At 45.5% G+C, this 19046-nt stretch carries 16 protein-coding genes and 3 tRNA genes; 11 read left to right on the top strand and 8 right to left on the bottom strand.

What is annotated here, in order from left to right:
- Positions 1 to 120 precede the first annotated feature (120 nt).
- Both HVMH_RS04215 and HVMH_RS04210 read right to left on the bottom strand, forming a co-directional pair.
- Positions 121 to 1539, bottom strand: coding sequence for a DegQ family serine endoprotease (locus HVMH_RS04215; RefSeq protein ID WP_029908241.1), 1419 nt, complete (start codon positions 1537 to 1539; stop codon positions 121 to 123).
- Positions 1540 to 1593: 54 nt separating this feature from the next.
- Positions 1594 to 2088 carry a SoxR reducing system RseC family protein gene (locus HVMH_RS04210; protein WP_029908239.1) on the bottom strand — a complete coding sequence of 165 codons (495 nt, stop codon included), beginning with the start codon at positions 2086 to 2088 and terminating at the stop codon, positions 1594 to 1596.
- Positions 2089 to 2206: 118 nt separating this feature from the next.
- Here HVMH_RS04210 and nadB point away from each other — a divergent pair, with 118 nt between their 5' ends.
- Entirely contained in the window at positions 2207 to 3832 is a 1626-nt protein-coding gene (nadB, locus tag HVMH_RS04205; protein ID WP_035628770.1) for an L-aspartate oxidase, read from the top strand.
- Between the two features lie 55 nt (positions 3833 to 3887).
- Here nadB and HVMH_RS04200 read toward each other — a convergent pair whose 3' ends face one another.
- Positions 3888 to 4439 (bottom strand): chemotaxis protein CheW, encoded by a 552-nt coding sequence (locus tag HVMH_RS04200; protein WP_029908235.1) that lies wholly within the window; start codon positions 4437 to 4439, stop codon positions 3888 to 3890.
- Between the two features lie 122 nt (positions 4440 to 4561).
- Between HVMH_RS04200 and ygfZ the strand changes: the two genes are divergently transcribed.
- A complete protein-coding gene (gene ygfZ, locus HVMH_RS04195) occupies positions 4562 to 5626 on the top strand; it encodes a CAF17-like 4Fe-4S cluster assembly/insertion protein YgfZ (RefSeq protein WP_029908233.1) in 1065 nt (354 codons plus the stop codon).
- Between the two features lie 136 nt (positions 5627 to 5762).
- On the opposite strand, the gene lysS is transcribed toward ygfZ, so the two are convergent.
- Both lysS and prfB read right to left on the bottom strand, forming a co-directional pair.
- Positions 5763 to 7289, bottom strand: coding sequence for a lysine--tRNA ligase (gene lysS, locus HVMH_RS04190; RefSeq protein ID WP_029908230.1), 1527 nt, complete (start codon positions 7287 to 7289; stop codon positions 5763 to 5765).
- A 54-nt stretch (positions 7290 to 7343) separates the two neighbouring features.
- A protein-coding gene (prfB, locus tag HVMH_RS04185; RefSeq protein WP_155837626.1) for a peptide chain release factor 2 occupies positions 7344 to 8439 on the bottom strand; the annotation gives its coding sequence in 2 pieces (ribosomal slippage) (positions 7344 to 8366 and positions 8368 to 8439; 1095 coding nt in all).
- A 215-nt stretch (positions 8440 to 8654) separates the two neighbouring features.
- Between prfB and HVMH_RS04180 the strand changes: the two genes are divergently transcribed.
- Positions 8655 to 9380, top strand: a complete 726-nt coding sequence (locus tag HVMH_RS04180; protein WP_232087814.1) for a DUF5610 domain-containing protein — start codon at positions 8655 to 8657, stop codon at positions 9378 to 9380.
- Positions 9381 to 9448: 68 nt separating this feature from the next.
- Here the strand turns inward: HVMH_RS04180 and folD are convergent, their stop codons facing one another.
- Positions 9449 to 10297, bottom strand: a complete 849-nt coding sequence (folD, locus tag HVMH_RS04175; RefSeq protein ID WP_029908219.1) for a bifunctional methylenetetrahydrofolate dehydrogenase/methenyltetrahydrofolate cyclohydrolase FolD — start codon at positions 10295 to 10297, stop codon at positions 9449 to 9451.
- A 160-nt stretch (positions 10298 to 10457) separates the two neighbouring features.
- Here folD and HVMH_RS04170 point away from each other — a divergent pair.
- The 3 genes from HVMH_RS04170 to HVMH_RS04160 all read left to right on the top strand — a co-directional run bounded on the left by HVMH_RS04170 (position 10458) and on the right by HVMH_RS04160 (position 10778).
- Positions 10458 to 10534 (top strand) — tRNA-Pro (locus HVMH_RS04170).
- 53 nt (positions 10535 to 10587) lie between these two features.
- Positions 10588 to 10664: transfer RNA gene (locus tag HVMH_RS04165), tRNA-Arg, on the top strand.
- 38 nt (positions 10665 to 10702) lie between these two features.
- Positions 10703 to 10778: transfer RNA gene (locus HVMH_RS04160), tRNA-His, on the top strand.
- A gap of 214 nt (positions 10779 to 10992) precedes the next feature.
- Here HVMH_RS04160 and HVMH_RS11910 read toward each other — a convergent pair.
- On the bottom strand, positions 10993 to 11142 hold the full coding sequence (locus tag HVMH_RS11910; RefSeq protein ID WP_081822667.1) for a helix-turn-helix domain-containing protein: 150 nt from the start codon (positions 11140 to 11142) through the stop codon (positions 10993 to 10995).
- 255 nt (positions 11143 to 11397) lie between these two features.
- Here HVMH_RS11910 and HVMH_RS04150 point away from each other — a divergent pair, with 255 nt between their 5' ends.
- The 5 genes from HVMH_RS04150 to HVMH_RS04130 are packed head-to-tail and all read left to right on the top strand — an operon-like array spanning position 11398 to position 18287.
- Positions 11398 to 12009 (top strand): thioredoxin family protein, encoded by a 612-nt coding sequence (locus HVMH_RS04150; protein WP_029908212.1) that lies wholly within the window; start codon positions 11398 to 11400, stop codon positions 12007 to 12009.
- Between the two features lie 19 nt (positions 12010 to 12028).
- Complete coding sequence (gene hypF / locus HVMH_RS04145) at positions 12029 to 14470, top strand: carbamoyltransferase HypF (protein ID WP_029908210.1); 2442 nt, start codon at positions 12029 to 12031, stop codon at positions 14468 to 14470.
- A gap of 9 nt (positions 14471 to 14479) precedes the next feature.
- Positions 14480 to 15847, top strand: a complete 1368-nt coding sequence (locus HVMH_RS04140; protein ID WP_029908208.1) for an ATP-binding protein — start codon at positions 14480 to 14482, stop codon at positions 15845 to 15847.
- A gap of 2 nt (positions 15848 to 15849) precedes the next feature.
- Complete coding sequence (locus HVMH_RS04135; RefSeq protein ID WP_029908207.1) at positions 15850 to 16842, top strand: NADH-quinone oxidoreductase subunit B family protein; 993 nt, start codon at positions 15850 to 15852, stop codon at positions 16840 to 16842.
- Complete coding sequence (locus HVMH_RS04130) at positions 16839 to 18287, top strand: nickel-dependent hydrogenase large subunit (RefSeq protein WP_029908204.1); 1449 nt, start codon at positions 16839 to 16841, stop codon at positions 18285 to 18287. The genes HVMH_RS04135 and HVMH_RS04130 overlap by 4 nt, the downstream gene beginning before the upstream one ends.
- Before the next feature lie 16 nt (positions 18288 to 18303).
- On the opposite strand, the gene HVMH_RS04125 is transcribed toward HVMH_RS04130, so the two are convergent.
- A complete protein-coding gene (locus HVMH_RS04125) occupies positions 18304 to 19035 on the bottom strand; it encodes a phosphoadenylyl-sulfate reductase (protein ID WP_029908202.1) in 732 nt (243 codons plus the stop codon).
- Positions 19036 to 19046 lie beyond the last annotated feature (11 nt).

Below are 19046 nucleotides of genomic sequence, written 5' to 3'. Positions count from 1 at the left end.
ACTGAGAAACCTCAGCGTGATGCATTTCAAACCAGCATAGATACGAGCATAATCCAATAATCGCCGTATTTTACGCTAATTTGACTCCAAACTCACTCTTTAAAATGGTTTGAGCAAGCTTTACTTACCAAACTGTACCGGTAAGAAAATAGATCGATTACCTCTAACCACTCTTACCGGAACTGCTCTGTCTTTTGGTACGTCTTTGGTAATTTTCTCCAGCGCATTGACCGACTCTACAGAATGGAAATTAACTGTCACCAGAATATCTCCTTTCATTAACCCAGCTTTATCCGCTGGACCATCATTATCGACATGCACAAGACGCACACCAAATGGCAAATTCAGTTTATGTAGCACTTTAGGATCAACCATTTCAACGCGAACACCCAATGCCGCAATATGAACAGCATTATCACCGCCTGCATTACCACCGAATTTATCCAATGGTTTCAATACAACGGTTACATACTTGATGTCACCAGCTCTCAAGATTTTAACCTTTACCTTTTTACCGATGGGTGTTGCTCCAACGATTGGCGGCAAGTCTGCCGATTTATCAATAGGCTGCCCATTGAATGCAAGAATAATGTCTCCTGCCTGAATGCCTGCCTTCTCAGCTGGCGTTCCTTTGACAGCTTCCGCAACCAATGCGCCTTTCGGAATAGTTAATCCGAAGGATTTAGCCAAATCACCAGATACATCCTGAACACTGACCCCTAAGAAACCTCGCGTCACATGACCTTTTTCTTTTAACTGTTCAGCAACGGACATCGCGATATCGATTGGAATCGAGAAAGACAATCCCATTGAACCGCCACTATTACTGTAAATTTGTGAGTTGATACCGACAACTTCACCTTTCATGTTAAACAATGGACCACCAGAGTTACCTGGGTTAATTGGAACATCCGTTTGAATGAAAGGCACATAAGTATCGTCCGGCAAAGCACGACCAATTGCAGAGACAATACCGTGCGTTACCGTGTAATCAAGCCCAAATGGTTCACCGATTGCCAACACCCACTGACCGACTTTCAAATCTTTTGAAGAACCGATCTTCGCTACTGGTAATCCTGTTGCATCCACTTTTAAAACTGCGACATCAGTACGCTTATCTTGACCGATGATTTTTGCTTTCAACTCTTTTCTATCACTGAGTTTCACCACAACGTCATCCGCACCATCAACCACATGGTTATTGGTCAAAATGTAGCCGTCAGAACTGATAATAAACCCAGACCCCAAGGAAGTCACTTGTCTCTCTTGCGTACCAGGCTGCTGTCCTTCTGGAATACCGAAAAAGCGACGCAACATCTCATCAGGCAACCCTTGGAATTGCTGAGGAACGGTTGAGACATGTTTCGTCGTACTAATATTGACCACAACTGGGCTATTTTGCTGAGCCAAAACCGAAAAATCCGGCAAGGACACCATTGGCATTTTTGCAGAGGCTACTGCTGACACACTTAACAAAACTGCTAGCCACATGGCTGAGAAATACTTAGCAGACAAGAACTTATGTTTATTAACAAACATGTTTTCTCCCTTTGGTTTTATTTATTCCTATTAGAAATTTCCAAATGAAATCTCTTACTGCGCCTGAATGATCTTTTCCAACTTAGGTAAATGTGGTCGATAATAGCACTTAGCAAACCACCAACCTAAACCAAGCCCAACAACGCCACCCAAAATCGAAAACACATCTTCCTGAGTCGTCGCCAAGCCTATCCAGGCAAGTACAATCATTGAAAGTAATGGTACGCCATAAGCCACCATAGAATGTTTAAATAAGTCTGACTCCACTATTGAGAGTAGAATACGGTCTCCAACCCCGGCACCAAGGTCGTTATCCAGCATCAGCGGAGCTTTATTATTGGGCGAAAACAATTTTGCCAACGCCGATGTGCCACACCCGGATTCTGCCGAGCAACCACTACACCCTGTGTTGCTTTCAGTCACAACCCAAACCTTCCCTTCCTTCTCATCCACAACAGTGCCCACTGCCACTAGCTTGCCCTGAGAAGCATATACAGCCGATTCAGCATCAAAAGAAAAAGGCTGAATGATTTGATTTTGATTTTTCATAACAACTTCCCAATAAACCAGCTCTATGACAGCGTTATAATAGAACAATACAGATGACGCCAAAATAGATTTAATACTATTGTGTCAGTCAAAATAACAAATTAATAGGATACCTCTTTTGACAAGCGCTTTTAAGCAACAAACGGATATTTTAGTCATCGGCAGCGGCATTGCCGGTTTGTCGATCGCTCTGAAACTTGCACGTCACTATCGCGTGACCGTTGTCGCCAAAGCCGCCTTACAAGAAGGCAGCACACAACACGCGCAAGGAGGTATTGCCGCGGTACTCGACCCTTTTGACTCCGTCGAATCTCATATCAAAGACACACTGGAAGCTGGCGCGGGCTTATGCGAGGAAGATGCTGTTCGCCTAGTGACCACCAAAGGCACACCCGCCATTTATGAGCTGATTGAACTTGGTGTTCCGTTTAGTAAGGACACGACTTCAGATGACTATCATCTCACTCAAGAAGGTGGGCATAGTCATAGACGCGTTATCCACGCTGCCGATCACACCGGCAAAAGTGTTGCTGAAACGCTTATAGAAAGAGTGTCAGAAAACCCGAATATTACACTCTTGCCTGAACACATGACGGTCGACTTGATCCTGAATAGCGATCGATCAGAATGCTTGGGAAGCTATGTACTTGATAAAAATACCAATAAGGTCGAGGCGGTTCTTGCGCACTATACTGTCTTGGCTACAGGCGGTGCCAGTAAAACATATCTATATACCAGCAATCCAGACACATCCACAGGTGATGGCATTGCCATGGCATGGCGTGCCGGATGTACCATTGCCAATATGGAGTTTAACCAATTCCACCCGACATGCTTATACCATCCACAAGACAGGTCTTTTTTGATTTCCGAAGCCGTTCGTGGCGAAGGCGGCATCCTTAAGCTACCAAATGGTCACGCATTCATGTCTGAATATGACCCAAGAGCAGACCTAGCACCGCGTGATATTGTGGCACGCGCCATTGACCAAGAGATGAAACGTCATGGTATCGATTGCGTTTATCTGGACATTTCGCATCGTCCAGCGGATTTCATCATCCATCACTTCCCTACTATTTATGCACGCTGCTTGAAAGTTGGGATTGATATCACCAAAGAACCTATTCCTGTGGTTCCCGCAGCGCATTACACTTGCGGCGGCATCAAAACTGACCTGAATGGTAAAACTGACTTAAAAAGACTGTTTGCAATTGGTGAAACGGCTTATACCGGACTTCATGGTGCCAATAGGCTTGCAAGTAACTCACTAGTGGAAGGCTTGGTATTTGCCGAAACTGCTTATGAATGGATAGAGGTTCACTTCGAACCCGTTTCTTCTGAAACCTTCTTTTGCGTTAAGAACTGGGATACCAGCTTCGTTACCCAAGCAAAAGAAAAAGTGCTTATCAGTCATGACTGGGATGAGTTGAGAAGATTGATGTGGGATTATGTCGGCATTGTGCGTACCAACAAGCGTCTTAACCGCGCACTAAAACGCATACGTATTCTGAAACAAGAAGTACGTGAATACTTCTACGCGCATACTTTAACGAGTGACTTATTGGAGCTTAGAAACCTGACAGAAGTGGCAGAGCTGATGGTAAGAAGCGCAATCAAGCGCAAAGAAAGCCGCGGGCTACACTACAATCTTGATTACCCTAAGACAAAACCCAAGGCAAAACCCACTTTCCTAAAACCGAAAAAGAAACTGCCTAAAACCTCTGCAGAGACGAAAAAGAAGTAATGAAAGTTATATCGGGCGAACGCTACACTAGCGCCACCCTGGGTGAATAACACTATTAGCCGTTTTGCAACGGTAGGTTATCCACATTGTTACTGATTTGTTCCAGCATCCCATCAGAAGCCAGCTTATCAATATCAATCAAAATCACCATGCGTTTTTTATCTGCCGCATTGTCTTCTGACTGATTAGAACCCATTGAATTGCTCGCATGATTTTTTTCAATAATCGTCGTCAACCCCATCATGAACTGGTTATCGATTGCGGCAACATCAGGCGCTGGTTGTACTTTATTCAAGTCAAACTGATGCACATCAGACACGGCATCGACCACAAAGCCGACCACTCTTTCACCATTTTTGGTGGTGACATTCACAACAATCACTACAGTGGTTGCGTTATAAGACACCTTCAAGTGAAATCTTTCTCTCAAGTCAAGAATCGGAACCACTTCTCCACGGAGGTCAATAACCCCCTTCACAAAAGCGGGTACATTCGGCAATGGACTTGGCTCTTGCCAACCACGAATTTCTTGAACTCGGTTGATCTCAACCGCGTAATCTTCTTTACTTAACTTAAATGTTAGAAAATCTTTTTTTGATTCAGACACAATTTATCTCCAAACTGACGTTTAGCGTCAGGCTTAATCATTTTCAAATGATATTACCGATTAAGCTTCCATAGTTCAATAGTATATAATAGAGCACCTAAAAAAACGGGGTTAAACTAACAATGAATAGCGAATGGAAAAGTTTTTTACAAGAACAAGGCGCGAGTTTTAACGAATCCGGGGTTATTGAGCATTTCGGCAACCCTGAACTAGAGCATTTTCTGATAAAACACGGTCCAGTTTTAAGCGACCTTTCTTACCAAGCTTTAATTAAAGTTACTGGGGAAGAAGCTTTCACTTTCCTTCAAGGTCAGTTTTCCAACGACTTGAAAGACGTTACAGATGAAAAAGGCCAGCTCACCGCCTACTGTGAACCACAGGGGAAAGTTCTTGCTCTTATCACTGTTTTCAAACAGGATGATGCGTTTTATCTGAGTTTTGACGACTCTTTAAAAGACAGCATTCTTAAACGTTTAACGATGTTCAAGCTACGCGCCAAAGCCGAACTAGAAGATGTTTCAAACAGCATGATCCAAATCGGTTATGCCGGTGAGTTTGCAGATTTGGATGTTCAACGAGCACTATCCACTAAAATCAAAGACATCTTCCAAGTTGAAAAAGTGTCAAAAGAAGGTTTGGAGGGCGTTATCGGCGTCAAGTTGCCAGGGCCATACCACCGCTATAGTATGTTTGGCGATTTTGAAACCATCAAACTAGTTTGGGAAACTTTAAAAGGCAATAGCGAATGCGTTGGTAGACCAGACTGGTCACTATTGAACATTGTGTCAGGACAACCAGAAATCAATGCCAATACAACTAATGAATTTGTGGCGCAATTCTTAAACCTAGACAAGCTTGATGCCATCAACTTCAAGAAAGGTTGCTTCCCTGGGCAAGAAATTATTGCCCGCATGCACTATCGCGGAAAAGCAACCAAACGCATGGTAAGACTGCATATCTCGCAACCATTAGCTTTGACTTCTGGTGATGAGTTGGTTTTGCAAGATAGTGCAGAGCGCAGCTACAAGTTCACCATCGTATCTATTGGTCAAGACATTTACGAAGGTTCTATTGCGCTTGCGGTAACAACACTAAAACCGCTAGAGTCCACTCAAGGAGACCTGAAAACGGCAGATGGTGCTATTGCGACTATAGAGCCTATGCCTTACGACCTAGCTGAAGAATAAGCTTGCTTATCTAGCACCACCCCAACCTGGTAGATTTTGCTAAAAATCTGCCAGGTTGGGTATGCCAAACCATTCAGCACAAACAAAAAAGCCTTTGCATTTGCAAAGGCTTTTTTATTAGGCAAACCAAGATGAATTAGTCAGCTGGCCTCATGTGAGGGAACAACAATACATCTCTAATGGAGGCAGAATCGGTAAACAACATTACCAAACGGTCAATACCAATCCCTTCACCCGCTGTTGGCGGCATACCATGCTCTAGCGCGATGATATAGTCTTCATCATAATGCATTGCTTCATCATCACCGGCATCTTTCGCAGCAACCTGCGCCTTGAAGCGTTCAGCTTGATCTTCCGCATCGTTCAACTCGTTAAAGCCATTCGCCAACTCTCTTCCACCGATAAACAACTCAAAACGATCTGTGATAAATGGGTCTTGGTCATTACGACGCGCCAACGGTGAAACTTCCGCAGGGTACTCAGTAATGAATGTTGGATCTTGCAGCTTGGTCTCAACATGTTCTTCGAAAATTTCGGTAATCACTTTACCCAAACCATAAGAGTCATCGATAGCAACATGCATTTCTTTCGCCAACGCACGTGCCGACTCCAAATCCGCTAACTGATCTGCTGTGACCTTTGGATAGAAGTGCATAATGGATTCTTTCATGCTCATTCGAGCAAATGGCTTACCAAAGTCGAACTCTTGCCCTTGATAAGGCACTTTAGTCGAACCAATAGCTAACTCCGCCAACTCTTTTAAAAGCTCTTCTGTGTAGTCCATCAACTGATGATAGTCAGTATAAGCTGAATAGAACTCAACCATGGTGAACTCTGGATTGTGTCTTGTAGACAAACCTTCATTACGGAAGCTACGGTTGATTTCGAATACTTTTTCAAAACCACCGACAACCAAACGTTTTAGATAAAGTTCTGGCGCAATACGCAAATACAACGGCATATCCAGCGCATTGTGGTGAGTGTTAAAAGGCTTAGCGGTTGCTCCACCTGGGATGACGTGCATCATTGGTGTTTCAACTTCCATGAACCCTTTGCCAATCAAAAATTCACGAACGTGCTGAACGATTTTTGAACGTAATACAAAGCGGTTACGACTTTCTTCATTCACAATCAAATCAACATAACGTTGACGGTATTTGATTTCTTGGTCTTGCAGGCCATGGAACTTATCCGGCAACGGGCGAATAGATTTGGTAATCAACTCGATTTGCTGCACATGAACCGATAGCTCGCCGGTATTGGTTTTGAACAAATACCCTTCTGCACCGACGATATCACCCAAATCCCACTTTTTAAATTGCTCATTATAGAAACCTTCTGGCAACTCATCACGCGTAACATAAATCTGGATACGCCCTTCAGTATCTTGCAAAGTTGCAAAGCTGGCTTTCCCCATAATACGACGCAACATCATACGACCCGCCACTCTCACGCGAACCGGTTCCATTTCTGCTAAGTCTTCTTTTGAAATATCGCCGTATTTCGCATGTAAATCAGTAGAAATATCCTGACGCCTGAATGTATTCGGGTATGAGTGCCCTTCTGAACGCAATGCATTTAGCTTCGCACGACGCTCTGCAATAATTTTATTTTCGTCTACCGGATTGGCTTGCTCAGGGGACTGATTCTCGGTTTTTGACATGATATTTCCTATTAACTTAAACTTTTACAGAATAATTTACTTTCAAATGATCGCTTAAACGCCCGCTTTTAGGTTAGGGATAATAAACTGATCTAACTCTCCATCCAACACCGCGCCGGTATTTCCTGTCTCGATATTGGTTCTTAAATCTTTGATTCGACCTGAGTCTAAAACATAAGAACGAATCTGACTTCCCCAGCCTATGTCGGATTTACTGTCTTCCAACTGCTGTTTTTCTTCGTTGCGGCTTTGCATCTCTAATTCATATAGTTTAGCGCGCAACTGTTTCATCGCCTCAGCTTTGTTCTGGTGTTGAGAACGACCATTTTGACACTGGGTGACTGTATTGGTTGGCAAATGTGTGATACGTACTGCTGACTCTGTTCGGTTAACGTGCTGACCACCTGCACCACTGGCACGATAAACATCGATTCTCAAATCAGCTGGGTTGATTTCAATCTCAAAACTGTCATCGATTTCAGGGGAAATGAATACCGACGCGAAAGATGTATGGCGGCGGTTTCCGGAGTCAAATGGGGACTTACGCACCAAACGATGCACACCTGTTTCCGTTCTTAACCAACCATAGGCATAATCACCCTGTACATGAACAGTCGCCCCTTTAATACCAGCAACCTCACCTGCAGAGATTTCCACGATTTCAGCTTTGAAATTATGCGACTCCGCCCAGCGCAAATACATTCTCAATAGAATGTTTGCCCAGTCTTGAGCTTCTGTACCACCGGAACCCGCTTGGATTTCCAGGTAACAATTGTTGGCATCCAACTCACCAGAAAACATACGCTGAAATTCCAGCGTGTCCAGCATGCTCTCCAAACGCTCTAGTTCAGAAACGACATCATCAACCATTTCCTGGTCTTCATCAGCCTCTGCCATTTCAAGAATTTCTTGTGCAGATTCTAGGCTGGCATCCAAGTCTTGGATGGTTTTAACAACGTTATCCAGTTGTGCTTTTTCTTTGCCCAGTGCTTGAGCTTTTTCCGGGTCATTCCAGATTTTCGGGTCTTCTAACTCCCTTTCTACTTCGATCAAACGCTCTTGCTTGGTTTCGAAGTCAAAGATACCCCCTAAGTACTTGGGTACGCTCTGAAAAATCTTTGATTTTGCTGTAAATCGGGTTTAATTCCATCTTCTCTGCAGCCTCATTAACGGCTTGTGATAAAAAAAGAGGAATTCTATCATTTTTAACGGTTGGATTCAGCCATGTTAGCGGACAAAAAATGAATTCTTCCGTAAAAATACAAGGAAAAGTTCAACCTCAAGAAACTTCCCCTTCTGCCGATAAATAAAATACAAAAAAATATAATGCTTTTCAGCTACTTAGCTGAAGCGTAGAATAAAAATATGAAGATAGAAGAAATTCTTCCCAGACCAGAAGGAAACTTGATTATGTCAGGAACCAGTATCAATGACTTAGTTCAGGCTTATCAGAACAATTCAAGCCAAAACAATAACAAGACCAAGGGATTGGATATCGCAGCACAAAGAGCGGCACAATATGGCGTGGATATTAGCTCGTCTAACCGTTCGCAACAGGCAAGCATCGTGACATCACTATTCGGCAACAAGGAAACTGCGCCAAGTGATGCATTGAAGATGACTTATCAAGCTGCCATTGGCAAGTTAAACGAGATTTTAACCGCTGACCAAACCAGCTCAGGTAGTAGCTCGTCCGATACAGCACCGATTAGCGAAGAAGCGTTAAAGCAACAAGGTGGCATTGAGTATTGGTCGCCAGAAAACACTGCAAACCGCATTGTAACGGGCGCAACTGCATTTTTGGACGGCTTTCAAAAAATTCACCCTGAATTACAAGGGCAAGCCTTGATAGATAAGTTCAATGAAGTTGTCGGTGGCGGCTTGAAAAAAGGCTTTGATGAAGCTAAAGATATTCTTTCTAGCCTGAAAGTGTTTGACGGCCAAATTAAAGACAATTTCAACAGCACTTGGGGATTGGTTACGCAGGGAATGCAAAACTTCACCAATCAATACCTAGGTATCACACCAAATAACCAAGATGCTGAAACGACATCCGATAGCACATCCAAAGCGGATCAAACTGAAGCTTAAGAACTTAATTAGCTGCCAACAAAAAGCCCGACAATGTCGGGCTTTTATGACTAGTGAATCACTAAAACTTACAGATCGTATGCGGCCTGTAAAGTATTCTGCAACAAGGTCGCAATCGTCATTGGACCAACGCCACCTGGAACTGGCGTAATCCAGCTAGCTTTTTCTTTAGCGACTTCATATTCAACATCACCAACCAAACGTCCGCCTTCCAGCCTGTTCATCCCTACATCAATAACAATCGCGCCTTCTTTGACCCAATCACCTTTCACAAGTTCAGGAATCCCCACACCGACAACCAAGACATCCGCTTCACTGACTTTTTGAGCCAAGTCTTTCGTTGCACTGTGGCATACAGTGACAGTAGCACGGACATTTAGCAGCTCCAATGCCATCGGTACGCCAACAATATTCGAAGCACCAACAACAACAGCATTCAATCCTCGTAATTCAATTCCGGTTTTTGCCAACATTGTCATGACACCATGAGGTGTACACGGCGCCAATACAGGCATACGAGTCGCTAAACGTCCAACATTATAAGGATGGAAACCATCAACATCTTTTTTAGGATCAATACGCTCGATGACAACTTCTGGATCAATGTGCTTTGGCACTGGTGATTGCACGATAATACCGTGGACATCTTCTCTAGCATTTAGGTCATCAATAATAGCTAGCAATTCTGCTTCCGTTGTTTCTGCTGGCAACACCATCGATACGTCGTTAAAACCTGCTTTTTCGCAAGCAATTTTTTTATTTCTAACGTAGATTTGAGACGCAGGATCTTCACCCACGAGAACAACCGCTAATCCAGGCGCAGGCTTACCAAGCGCAACCTGTTTTTTGACTTTTTCAGCAATAGATTCACGTAACTCAAGGGCAATTGCTTTACCATCTAAAATTTTTGCCGACATAACCACATTCTCCGTACAGTTTTTCTTGTGGCGCATATGATAACGCATTTATAAAATTCAATCTAAAAGTAAGATTATCTTTCACTCTATTTTTTGCAAAAAATCCAATTTTATAGGTTGACAGTATTCGTGGTGCTCTATACAATACGCCGCATCTTATCGGAGTATAGCGCAGCCTGGTAGCGCACTTGTTTTGGGTACAAGTGGTCGGGGGTTCAAATCCCTCTACTCCGACCAATTTTCCGCATTTAATTATCTTCTAATTAGGTGCAGTTACAAGGTTCGAAAGAGCGCCCATAGCACAACTGGATAGTGCATCGCCCTTCTAAGGCGAGGGTTTCAGGTTCGAATCCTGATGGGCGCGCCATTACTTTGATGGTTGCAAACTCATCAAGGCCTACTATGGCGGATGTAGCTCAGTTGGTAGAGCCCAGGATTGTGATTCCTGTTGTCGCGGGTTCGATCCCCGTCATTCGCCCCACTTATTTCAATATTTTCAATAACTTGCAACAACACTCTTTCACTATAGCTGTACCCTTATATATCCTCAAGTACTACAGAAAACATTCTATCTGTCTCTTAAGCAGACATACAATAAAGCAACCATTATTGATCATTTCCCCTGAGCTGCTTAAACATCCATAGTTATCGCGGTGACCAAACGGTGACTTCCGTTTAAATAGATACCCTCCCCCTCATTCAGTTGCCCACTTAACCTTCTGCATAACATCCTGAACTTCACAATCAAAGAAATCACACAACTTATCAATATTTTCAGTTGTAGTGCTGTAGCCTTTCTGATTTATAAGCTTAGATAAAGTAACTCTATATGGCGATTCATACATTAATAAAGCTTTGAACAAGTAAACAAGTATTTGTTTGCCAACTTCAAAAACATACTTAATACAATGATTAACAATCTATCTACTAGCTAATTTAGACAACCTATTGTGTTATCTGCCTGTGTTGTGGTTTTTTGAAAAAAATCAGAGGGGATAAGTCAATTCTTATAAGCTAGCTATTAAGCTAGCTATATTAAGTCATCCTATTTATAATTTTATAATAATTAATTTTAACTGCTTTTTAGGATAATAAAGACAATGGGCCTGAAAAAAATACCTGTAAAAGACTTCGATATAGCTGTTTTGACTAGTTCACTGCACACTCCAGTAGCTGTATTTTTTACAGCTACTGGCTGTGAACCTTGCGATGCCGTGCTAAAAATGCTAGCTGAACTTGCACCCCAGTATGAAGATCGCTTGCACATAGCTCTGCTTGATATTGAAGATAAAGAAATTGAACCGATACTAGATCTCTGCAAAGTCGAGTCTATTCCGAATATTAAAATTTTCCACCAACAACAAATCGTTGCCCAAGCTACAGGCCTTCTAAACAAGCAACAGTTTGAATTGCTAATCGAACCCCATGTTTTAAGTGAAGCACAAAATCGCCTCAACTTACTACAACAACAGGTCGAACTTCTATTAAGCTCTGAACAATTCGATATGGCAGTGGAACTGGTCGAAGTCTTTCGGCAAAAGTACCCGCATGATGACGAAGCCTTATTAGTTGAGCTGGCAATTCTGGTTCAAATAAACAACATTCCGGCCGCGCTACAACTGATTGAAAAGCTTCCGGAGCATTTGAAGCAGGACGAAAAAGCTCAAGCGGTGAAAGACATGATTGAATCCATGCAAAATACTAAGCAATAACGCAGCAGGACATGAACCAATGAACGCCTATGCGCAAATTACCGTCTTTGGAGCTGTTCAGGGTGTTGGATTTCGTCCATTTGTTTGGCAGCTTGCAAGACAGTTCGGCTATAGCGGCTGGGTTCTGAACAACGCTTCTGGTGTGAAAATATTTCTCAAAATTAACAGTGAAAACAACCCCGAAGCCGAGAAGCAATTTGTTGAAGCACTCAGAGGACAAGCTCCTGCTCTCGCTCAGGTTGATCAGGTACTCTGGGAATGGATCGATCCGAACGCCACACACAGAGAACTTACCGAACTGAAAGATTGCTGCGGCTTTACGATCCAAAAAAGCCGTCCCGGACTTATGCAAACTGCCGTTTTGGCCGATGCCACCACCTGCTCCGCCTGCCTGCGGGACGTTTTTGACCCCGAAAACCGTCGTTATGGCTACCCCTTCACCAACTGTACTCACTGCGGCCCCCGTTACTCGATTATCCGATCGATGCCGTACGATCGCGAATATACAAGCATGGCCGGTTTTAATATGTGTCCCGTCTGCCAAAGGGAATATCAAGACCCGTCTGATCGGCGCTTCCATGCCCAACCGAATGCATGTCCTGCCTGCGGCCCTCAGCTGAGATTAACGCAATTCCTTCCAAGTTCGGAAACATCACATACGCAGGAAAACGGTCTATCGCAACCGGATAACTGGCGTATGATCGAACAGGTCTGCCACTATCTGGCAAAAGGACTGATCCTTGCAATCAAGGGGCTGGGAGGTTTTCATCTGGTCTGTGATGCTGGCAACGACTCCGCTTGCCGAACACTTCGACAAAGAAAATCTCGCCCTCAAAAACCTTTTGCGTTAATGGCTTCGGATATGGATATTGTTAAACGCTATGCAAAGGTCAGCAAAGCGGCCGAAAAAAAACTGAATTCGACGCAAGCCCCGATTGTCCTTTTGCCGAAACTGGGAAAATTACCTCCCTCCGAACTATCGGAACTGGTTGCCCCGAACCAGTCACGCTTGGGAATTATGCTTCCGAATACCCCCTTACACAGTATGTTGATGTCAACATGGGCGAAGACCTGTCCCAACAGACTCCTGGTTTTTACCTCCGCTAATTTGAGCGGGTATCCGCAGATCTACCGAGATGATAAGGAAGCCGAACTTATGCAGCTCGCCGATGCAGTGTTGACCCACAACCGCCCTATCATCCGCCGTCTTGAAGATTCGGTAATGAAAACTTCGGTCGAGGGAAATGACTGCGAAGCCCTGCGCCAATCACGCGGTTTTGCCCCGTTGCGCTTCACGATGCCGGAAGGCTTTCCTTCATTAAATACCCTAGCATCAGGAGGCGATTTGAAAAACAGCATCGCCTTTCAGAAAGGCAACGAAATCACTCTTTTGCATTTTCTCGGCGACATGGAAAATTTCGATATCCAAACAGCTTACGGCGAGGCATTGCAGGATTTACAACAACTTTACCAACTCAAACCTGAGCACATTATCACCGACAAACATCCTGGGTATTATGTTAAAGAAGAGATCCTCCGCTACAGGGAAAAACATGCTCCGGCAGCGACTCTAACTGAAATTCAGCATCATCATGCCCACCTGAACGCCTGCCTGTTTGAGAACGCTATTCCACTGGGTTCTCCGCCAGTTTTAGGAATTATTCTGGACGGATTGGGATTCGGAGAAGACGGTACATTTTGGGGCGGAGAAATTCTTTACGGAACCTACGATCATTTCATTCGTCTGGGCAACCTCGCTCCCCGTCCTCTACTAGGCGGAGACAAAGCAAATAAAGAACCCTGGAGGAATCTGTATGCGCTCGTTCGCACTCAAGACTCTTTGGAAAACCTGATCCAGCGCTATCCGCAAGTGAAGAGTCTGCGGCAACTGCAGACTAAACCGACCGATTTATTGGATTCCATGTCAAAATCCGGGCTCAACAGTCCTCTTTCTTCGTCGGCAGGTCGTCTGTTCGACGCGGTCGCAGCCGTTTGCGACCTCTGTTTTGACAGTATGAGTTACGAAGGTGAAGCCGCCATGCGTTTGGAAGGCCTGCTAAATGAAGAATTACTGCTGAAGGAATGGGAAAATGCCTATTTCATGCAAACTGAAACTAACCCACAAAGCAACCGACAGTTACTGGACACCGCTTCCATTATTCCTCAGATACTGAAAGACCTAAACAACCATTTATCCGTTGGACAAGTTTCAGCTCGCTTCCATATCTGTTTGGTCAAAACCTTACTTAAGAGTGCCGAACAGCTGAGAGAGAAGTTTTCTTTCCAATATATTGTTCTAAGCGGCGGCGTTTGCCAAAACGGTTGGTTGATCTGGCTTTTCAGGCAAATGGCACCGCCGGAAATCACATTATTAACCCATCGGAAACTTCCGGCAAACGACCAATCGATTGCGGTGGGACAACTGTGTGCGCTCGCTGCGCGCAGAGTAAATCTGTGTTAGGATAAGTCCATGACAAAATTGGTTCAAGCTGCTCATTCGGAATCCCTGAAGTCTTCGGCTCCCTCTCCCTTCGAAGTGGGTGAATGGCTGGAAGTTTTACAGGCAATGGAAGAATCTTATACCCAATCCCTGCAATACCAGACTGAAATAGAAGAAAAAAATCAGGCGCTCAACCAGGCTCACCAGTTTATCTCCGGCATCATTTCCTCCATGTCGGATTTGCTGATCGTCATCGACAACGAACACAAGATTACGCAGGTTAATCCCGCCTTTCTGGAATTAACCGGACTGAACGAAGACAGCGTCATTCATCACTCGATACTCGATTTCGTTCAAACACCTCAACCGATCAAAAACAGTCTACTGAAGCAAGGCATCAGCCTACAGGACTTACAGGGCAGCCTACACACTCTGCATGGTAACATCCCGATCAGTATGAGTTGCAGCTGTCTGAACCCGGATCAGTGCGACTTCAAAGGAAAAGTGATCGTCGCAAGGCCAATCGGAGAGCTGCTAACGGCTTATGAAGCTCTCAAGAAAGCTCACCAGGAACTGGCCCAAACCAAAGAAAAAATGGTGCACTCGGAAAAAATGGCCGCACTCGGGCGCTTGGTATCCGGTGTGGCGCATGAGCTGAATACCCCGATCAGCGTTTTGAAAGGCAACCTATGGTCGTTAAAGAGCTATTTTGACGAAGTCAGACCTTTTGTTCACGCGTCAAACGAAGACATTGAAGAGATTCTCGAAGACACCCCGGATCTGCTTGCCGATTCGCAGCAAGCGTTAAAGCACATTGCCGATATCGTCAAAAGCCTGAAAACCTTCAGCCAGCCGCATTCGGAAAAAGCCAATCAACTCATCGAAATCAAACCGATTCTGAAAACCGCTACGAATTGGGTGCAGGCCAACAGCAAGGAACTCACTTCGCCGACCATTACCTTTTCCGCTTCCGAAAACCTCTGGATTCACGGTAATCCACAAGCATTGCAACAGGTTGTTATCAATATTGTGCAAAACGCTTTCGACGCCTTAAGTGGTAAAAATATCGCAGACCCGCTCAACAAACAGATAGCGATTCATCTCAACAAAAAACAACAATGGGTGGAGATTCTAATTGAGGATAACGGCCCCGGCATCCCCGAAGAACAGCTTGAACGAATTTTCGACCCTTTCTTTACCGACAAGGATGTCGGGGAAGGAACTGGCTTAGGGTTAAGCATCAGCCATCAACTCATTCAATCGATGCACGGCGAGCTCAACGTCTGGAACCGACCGGAGGGCGGCGCCGCCTTCCAGATCCTGCTTCCCGGCGACGAAAATCTATCCAATAGCGAAGAGACCCAAACCTTGACTTCCAGTCACGCTCAGGAGGCTTGAGCATGAATATTCTCTGGTTCCAATCTGGCGGCTGTAGCGGCTGCACCCTCTCATTTCTCGGTCTGGAAGAGATGGATCTGATCGAATGGTCCCGATCCATGCAACTCAATTGGCTCTGGCACCCCTCTCTGACCGAACACAGCGGTTCAGAAACTCAGGCGATGCTCGACGCCGTATTAAAGGACGAAATCAAACTGGACATTTTCTGCCTTGAAGGCTCGGTCATTATGGGACCGAAAGGCAGTGGACGCTTTCATATGCTTGCCGGAACCGAAACGCCTGCCAAGGAGCTGATCGAGCGTCTGAGCGAAAAAGCCGATTACGTTCTCGCTGTCGGCACCTGCGCCGCGTTCGGCGGCATCACGGCTTCACCGCCCAATACCGTCGAGGCGACCGGACTGCAGTACGATCAGAATTTCGCTGGAAGCCTGTTACCGACAAACTTCAAAAGCCGTGCCGGACTACCAGTGATCAACATTTCAGGCTGCCCGGTTCACCCTGGATGGGTCGCCGAAACCATCGGTCTGATCCGTTTCCAGAAATTGAAAACCGAACACCTTGATCCCTACAACCGCCCCCGTTTCTACGCCGATAAACTGGTACATCACGGCTGTTCTAGAAACGAATATTACGAATACAAAGCCAGCGCCGTCAAACCCTCCGATCTCGGCTGCATGATGGAACATATGGGATGCGTCGGCACAGTCGCGCATGCCGACTGCAATGAACGTCCGTGGAACGGCAACGGCTCCTGCACCAAAGGCGGTTACCCCTGTGTGGATTGCACCTCCCCGGATTTCGGTCATCTCAATCACTCCTATCAGGAAACCCCAAAAATAGGTAACATTCCTGTAGGGCTTCCTAGTGATATGCCTAAAGCCTGGTTTATAGCATTGTCGACTCTAGCAAAGTCAGCCACACCAAAACGATTAAAAATCAATGCTATTTCCGAGCGAATTGAAATTAGCCCGGAAATTAAAAGGAAAAAGCTATGAGCAAGATTATTATCGGGCCATTTAACCGGGTTGAAGGCGATCTGGAAGTTCAGTTGGAAATCGAAGCACAGAAAGTAACGTCCGCCCGAGTGAACTCCACGCTTTTCAGAGGCTTTGAAAGCATGCTTCAAGGCCGTCCTCTGGGTGACGCTCTGGTGTACGCTCCTCGAATTTGTGGTATCTGTTCTGTTTCCCAATCAGTCGCTGCGGCTCAGGCACTAAGCCAGATTTATGGCATCTCACCACCGGAAAACGGCCAAAGGGCGATCAATTTAATGCTCGCCAACGAGAATGCCGCCGATCTACTAACACACTTTTATCTGTTTTTCATGCCGGACTTTGCGCGTGGAATCTACAAGGACCGTACATGGTTTTCCGACAGTCAAAAACGTTTCAAAGCCATGCAGGGCGTTTCCTCCGCCCGTGCGATAGAGGCGCGCAGCCACTGGCTGAAAATGATGGGAACCCTTGCCGGTCACTGGCCGCATACACTTGCCATTCAACCCGGTGGCTGTAGCCGATCACTCAACGATGCGGAAGTCATGCAGATGTTGCTCTACGCGCAAAAGCTGCGACATTTTCTGGAAAACTCTCTACTCCATGACAAGTTGGAAAACTTTCTCGCTCTGGAAAACGAAGCGGATTTGCAAAGCTGGCAACAGCAGCACGCTGATTCCGATCTTGGGCTGTTCATCGCCATAGCCACCGATTTGTCGTTGCACGAGCTTGGCAAAAGCGATGCCTTGCTAATGAGTTACGGTAGCTTTCCCGAATCCAACGGGCAACGTCTGATCCCCTCGGGAGTCTATCGCAACGGCGAGTTCCATCTGCTGAACCCATCCCATATTCAGGAAGACATCAGCCATGCCAACTATCAGGGCGATATCCATTCGTCACCCTGGCATCAAGCTCAGATGCCTCTGTTGGACAACCCGGATGCCTACAGCTGGTGCAAGGCTCCGCGCTTAAAAGGGGAAGTGGCCGAAACCGGTTCGCTGGCCCGGCAGGTGATGGCTAAGCAACCGTTGATTCTCGACCTGATACAGCGCTACGGCAGCTGCGTTTATTCACGAATTCTGGCGCGAACGCTTGAACTGGTCAAATTGACCGTACAGGTAGAATCCTGGCTGCAACAAGGGTTTTCGGAGACCGGTCATTTCTTCACCGAACCGGGCGACATTGTTCACCAGCGCGGCGTAGGACTGATTGAAGCGGCTCGCGGCAGTCTCGGCCACTGGCTGGAAGTAAAAAACAACCGGATATACAGTTACCAGATTATCGCACCGACCACTTGGAATTTCTCCCCGAGAGATCAGCAGAACACGCCGGGCGCTCTGGAAAAGGCTTTGGAAAACACTCCGCTGTACGATGGAGAGACTGATCCGGTCAATGTTCAGCATATCGTGCGCTCCTTTGATCCATGTATGGTTTGCACGGTTCACTAGTTATAATGGAAATAGCTTACTTCTTGTCTATTCGTTCTTCGTGCAAATGAAGACCGCACTCCTGATGCAAAGCATTCTGCCGCTCCCACCACCATCGCCCGGCACGTTCATTTTCTCCCGGCTTGATGGCTCGTGTGCAAGGCTCACACCCGATACTCGGAAATCCTTTGTCGTGGAGAGGATTATAAGGAATACCCTTCGCGTCGATATAAGCTCTTACCTGTTGCGATGTCCATGCCAGCAAGGGGTTGAATTTAATCAACCCGTGTTCCGAGTCCTCTTCTAGCAACGGCACCCCCTGACGGAATGAAGATTGCCCGCTACGCAGGCCAGTTATCCAGATCGCTGCCCCGTTTAAGGCTCGGTTCAAGGGTTCAACCTTACGAATATGACAGCATAACTTGCGATTCTCGACTGAATGATAGAAACCGTTTATGCCATGCGCTTCCTCATAGCTCTTGACCGCATCGGGTTGCGGAGCAAAACGCAGAATCCTGCGTTGGTAATGCGCTTCAGTCGTCGCAATCAATGCCTCGGTTTCCGCGAAAAGACGGCCTGTGTCCAAAGTGAAAACTTCAACCGGTAATTCACAACGGGAAATTACATGGGTAATCAGCTGATCTTCCAGCCCCAGACTGCTGGAAAACACTATTTTTTGCCCTTCCGTCAAACGGCAAAGTTGCGTGAGATAACCTTCTATATCATAAGGATCCAAAACTTCCAAAGCCTGCTTTAATTCCTTAAACACTCTTCAAACTC

The sequence above is a fragment of the Hydrogenovibrio marinus genome (genome assembly GCF_013340845.1).
Lineage (GTDB): Bacteria > Pseudomonadota > Gammaproteobacteria > Thiomicrospirales > Thiomicrospiraceae > Hydrogenovibrio > Hydrogenovibrio marinus.
This window is presented reverse-complemented; position numbering and strand designations above follow the sequence as displayed.

What these genes read in the sequence shown, in the direction of transcription:
- HVMH_RS04215 (WP_029908241.1), bottom strand. Translation starts at nt 1,539, where the DNA reads ATGTTTGTTAATAAACATAAGTTCTTGTCTGCTAAGTATTTCTCAGCC.
- HVMH_RS04210 (WP_029908239.1), bottom strand. Translation starts at nt 2,088, where the DNA reads ATGAAAAATCAAAATCAAATCATTCAGCCTTTTTCTTTTGATGCTGAA.
- ygfZ (WP_029908233.1), top strand. Translation starts at nt 4,562, where the DNA reads ATGAATAGCGAATGGAAAAGTTTTTTACAAGAACAAGGCGCGAGTTTT.
- lysS (WP_029908230.1), bottom strand. Translation starts at nt 7,289, where the DNA reads ATGTCAAAAACCGAGAATCAGTCCCCTGAGCAAGCCAATCCGGTAGAC.
- HVMH_RS04180 (WP_232087814.1), top strand. Translation starts at nt 8,655, where the DNA reads ATGAAGATAGAAGAAATTCTTCCCAGACCAGAAGGAAACTTGATTATG.
- folD (WP_029908219.1), bottom strand. Translation starts at nt 10,297, where the DNA reads ATGTCGGCAAAAATTTTAGATGGTAAAGCAATTGCCCTTGAGTTACGT.
- HVMH_RS11910 (WP_081822667.1), bottom strand. Translation starts at nt 11,142, where the DNA reads ATGTATGAATCGCCATATAGAGTTACTTTATCTAAGCTTATAAATCAG.
- HVMH_RS04150 (WP_029908212.1), top strand. Translation starts at nt 11,398, where the DNA reads ATGGGCCTGAAAAAAATACCTGTAAAAGACTTCGATATAGCTGTTTTG.
- hypF (WP_029908210.1), top strand. Translation starts at nt 12,029, where the DNA reads ATGAACGCCTATGCGCAAATTACCGTCTTTGGAGCTGTTCAGGGTGTT.
- HVMH_RS04140 (WP_029908208.1), top strand. Translation starts at nt 14,480, where the DNA reads ATGACAAAATTGGTTCAAGCTGCTCATTCGGAATCCCTGAAGTCTTCG.
- HVMH_RS04135 (WP_029908207.1), top strand. Translation starts at nt 15,850, where the DNA reads ATGAATATTCTCTGGTTCCAATCTGGCGGCTGTAGCGGCTGCACCCTC.
- HVMH_RS04130 (WP_029908204.1), top strand. Translation starts at nt 16,839, where the DNA reads ATGAGCAAGATTATTATCGGGCCATTTAACCGGGTTGAAGGCGATCTG.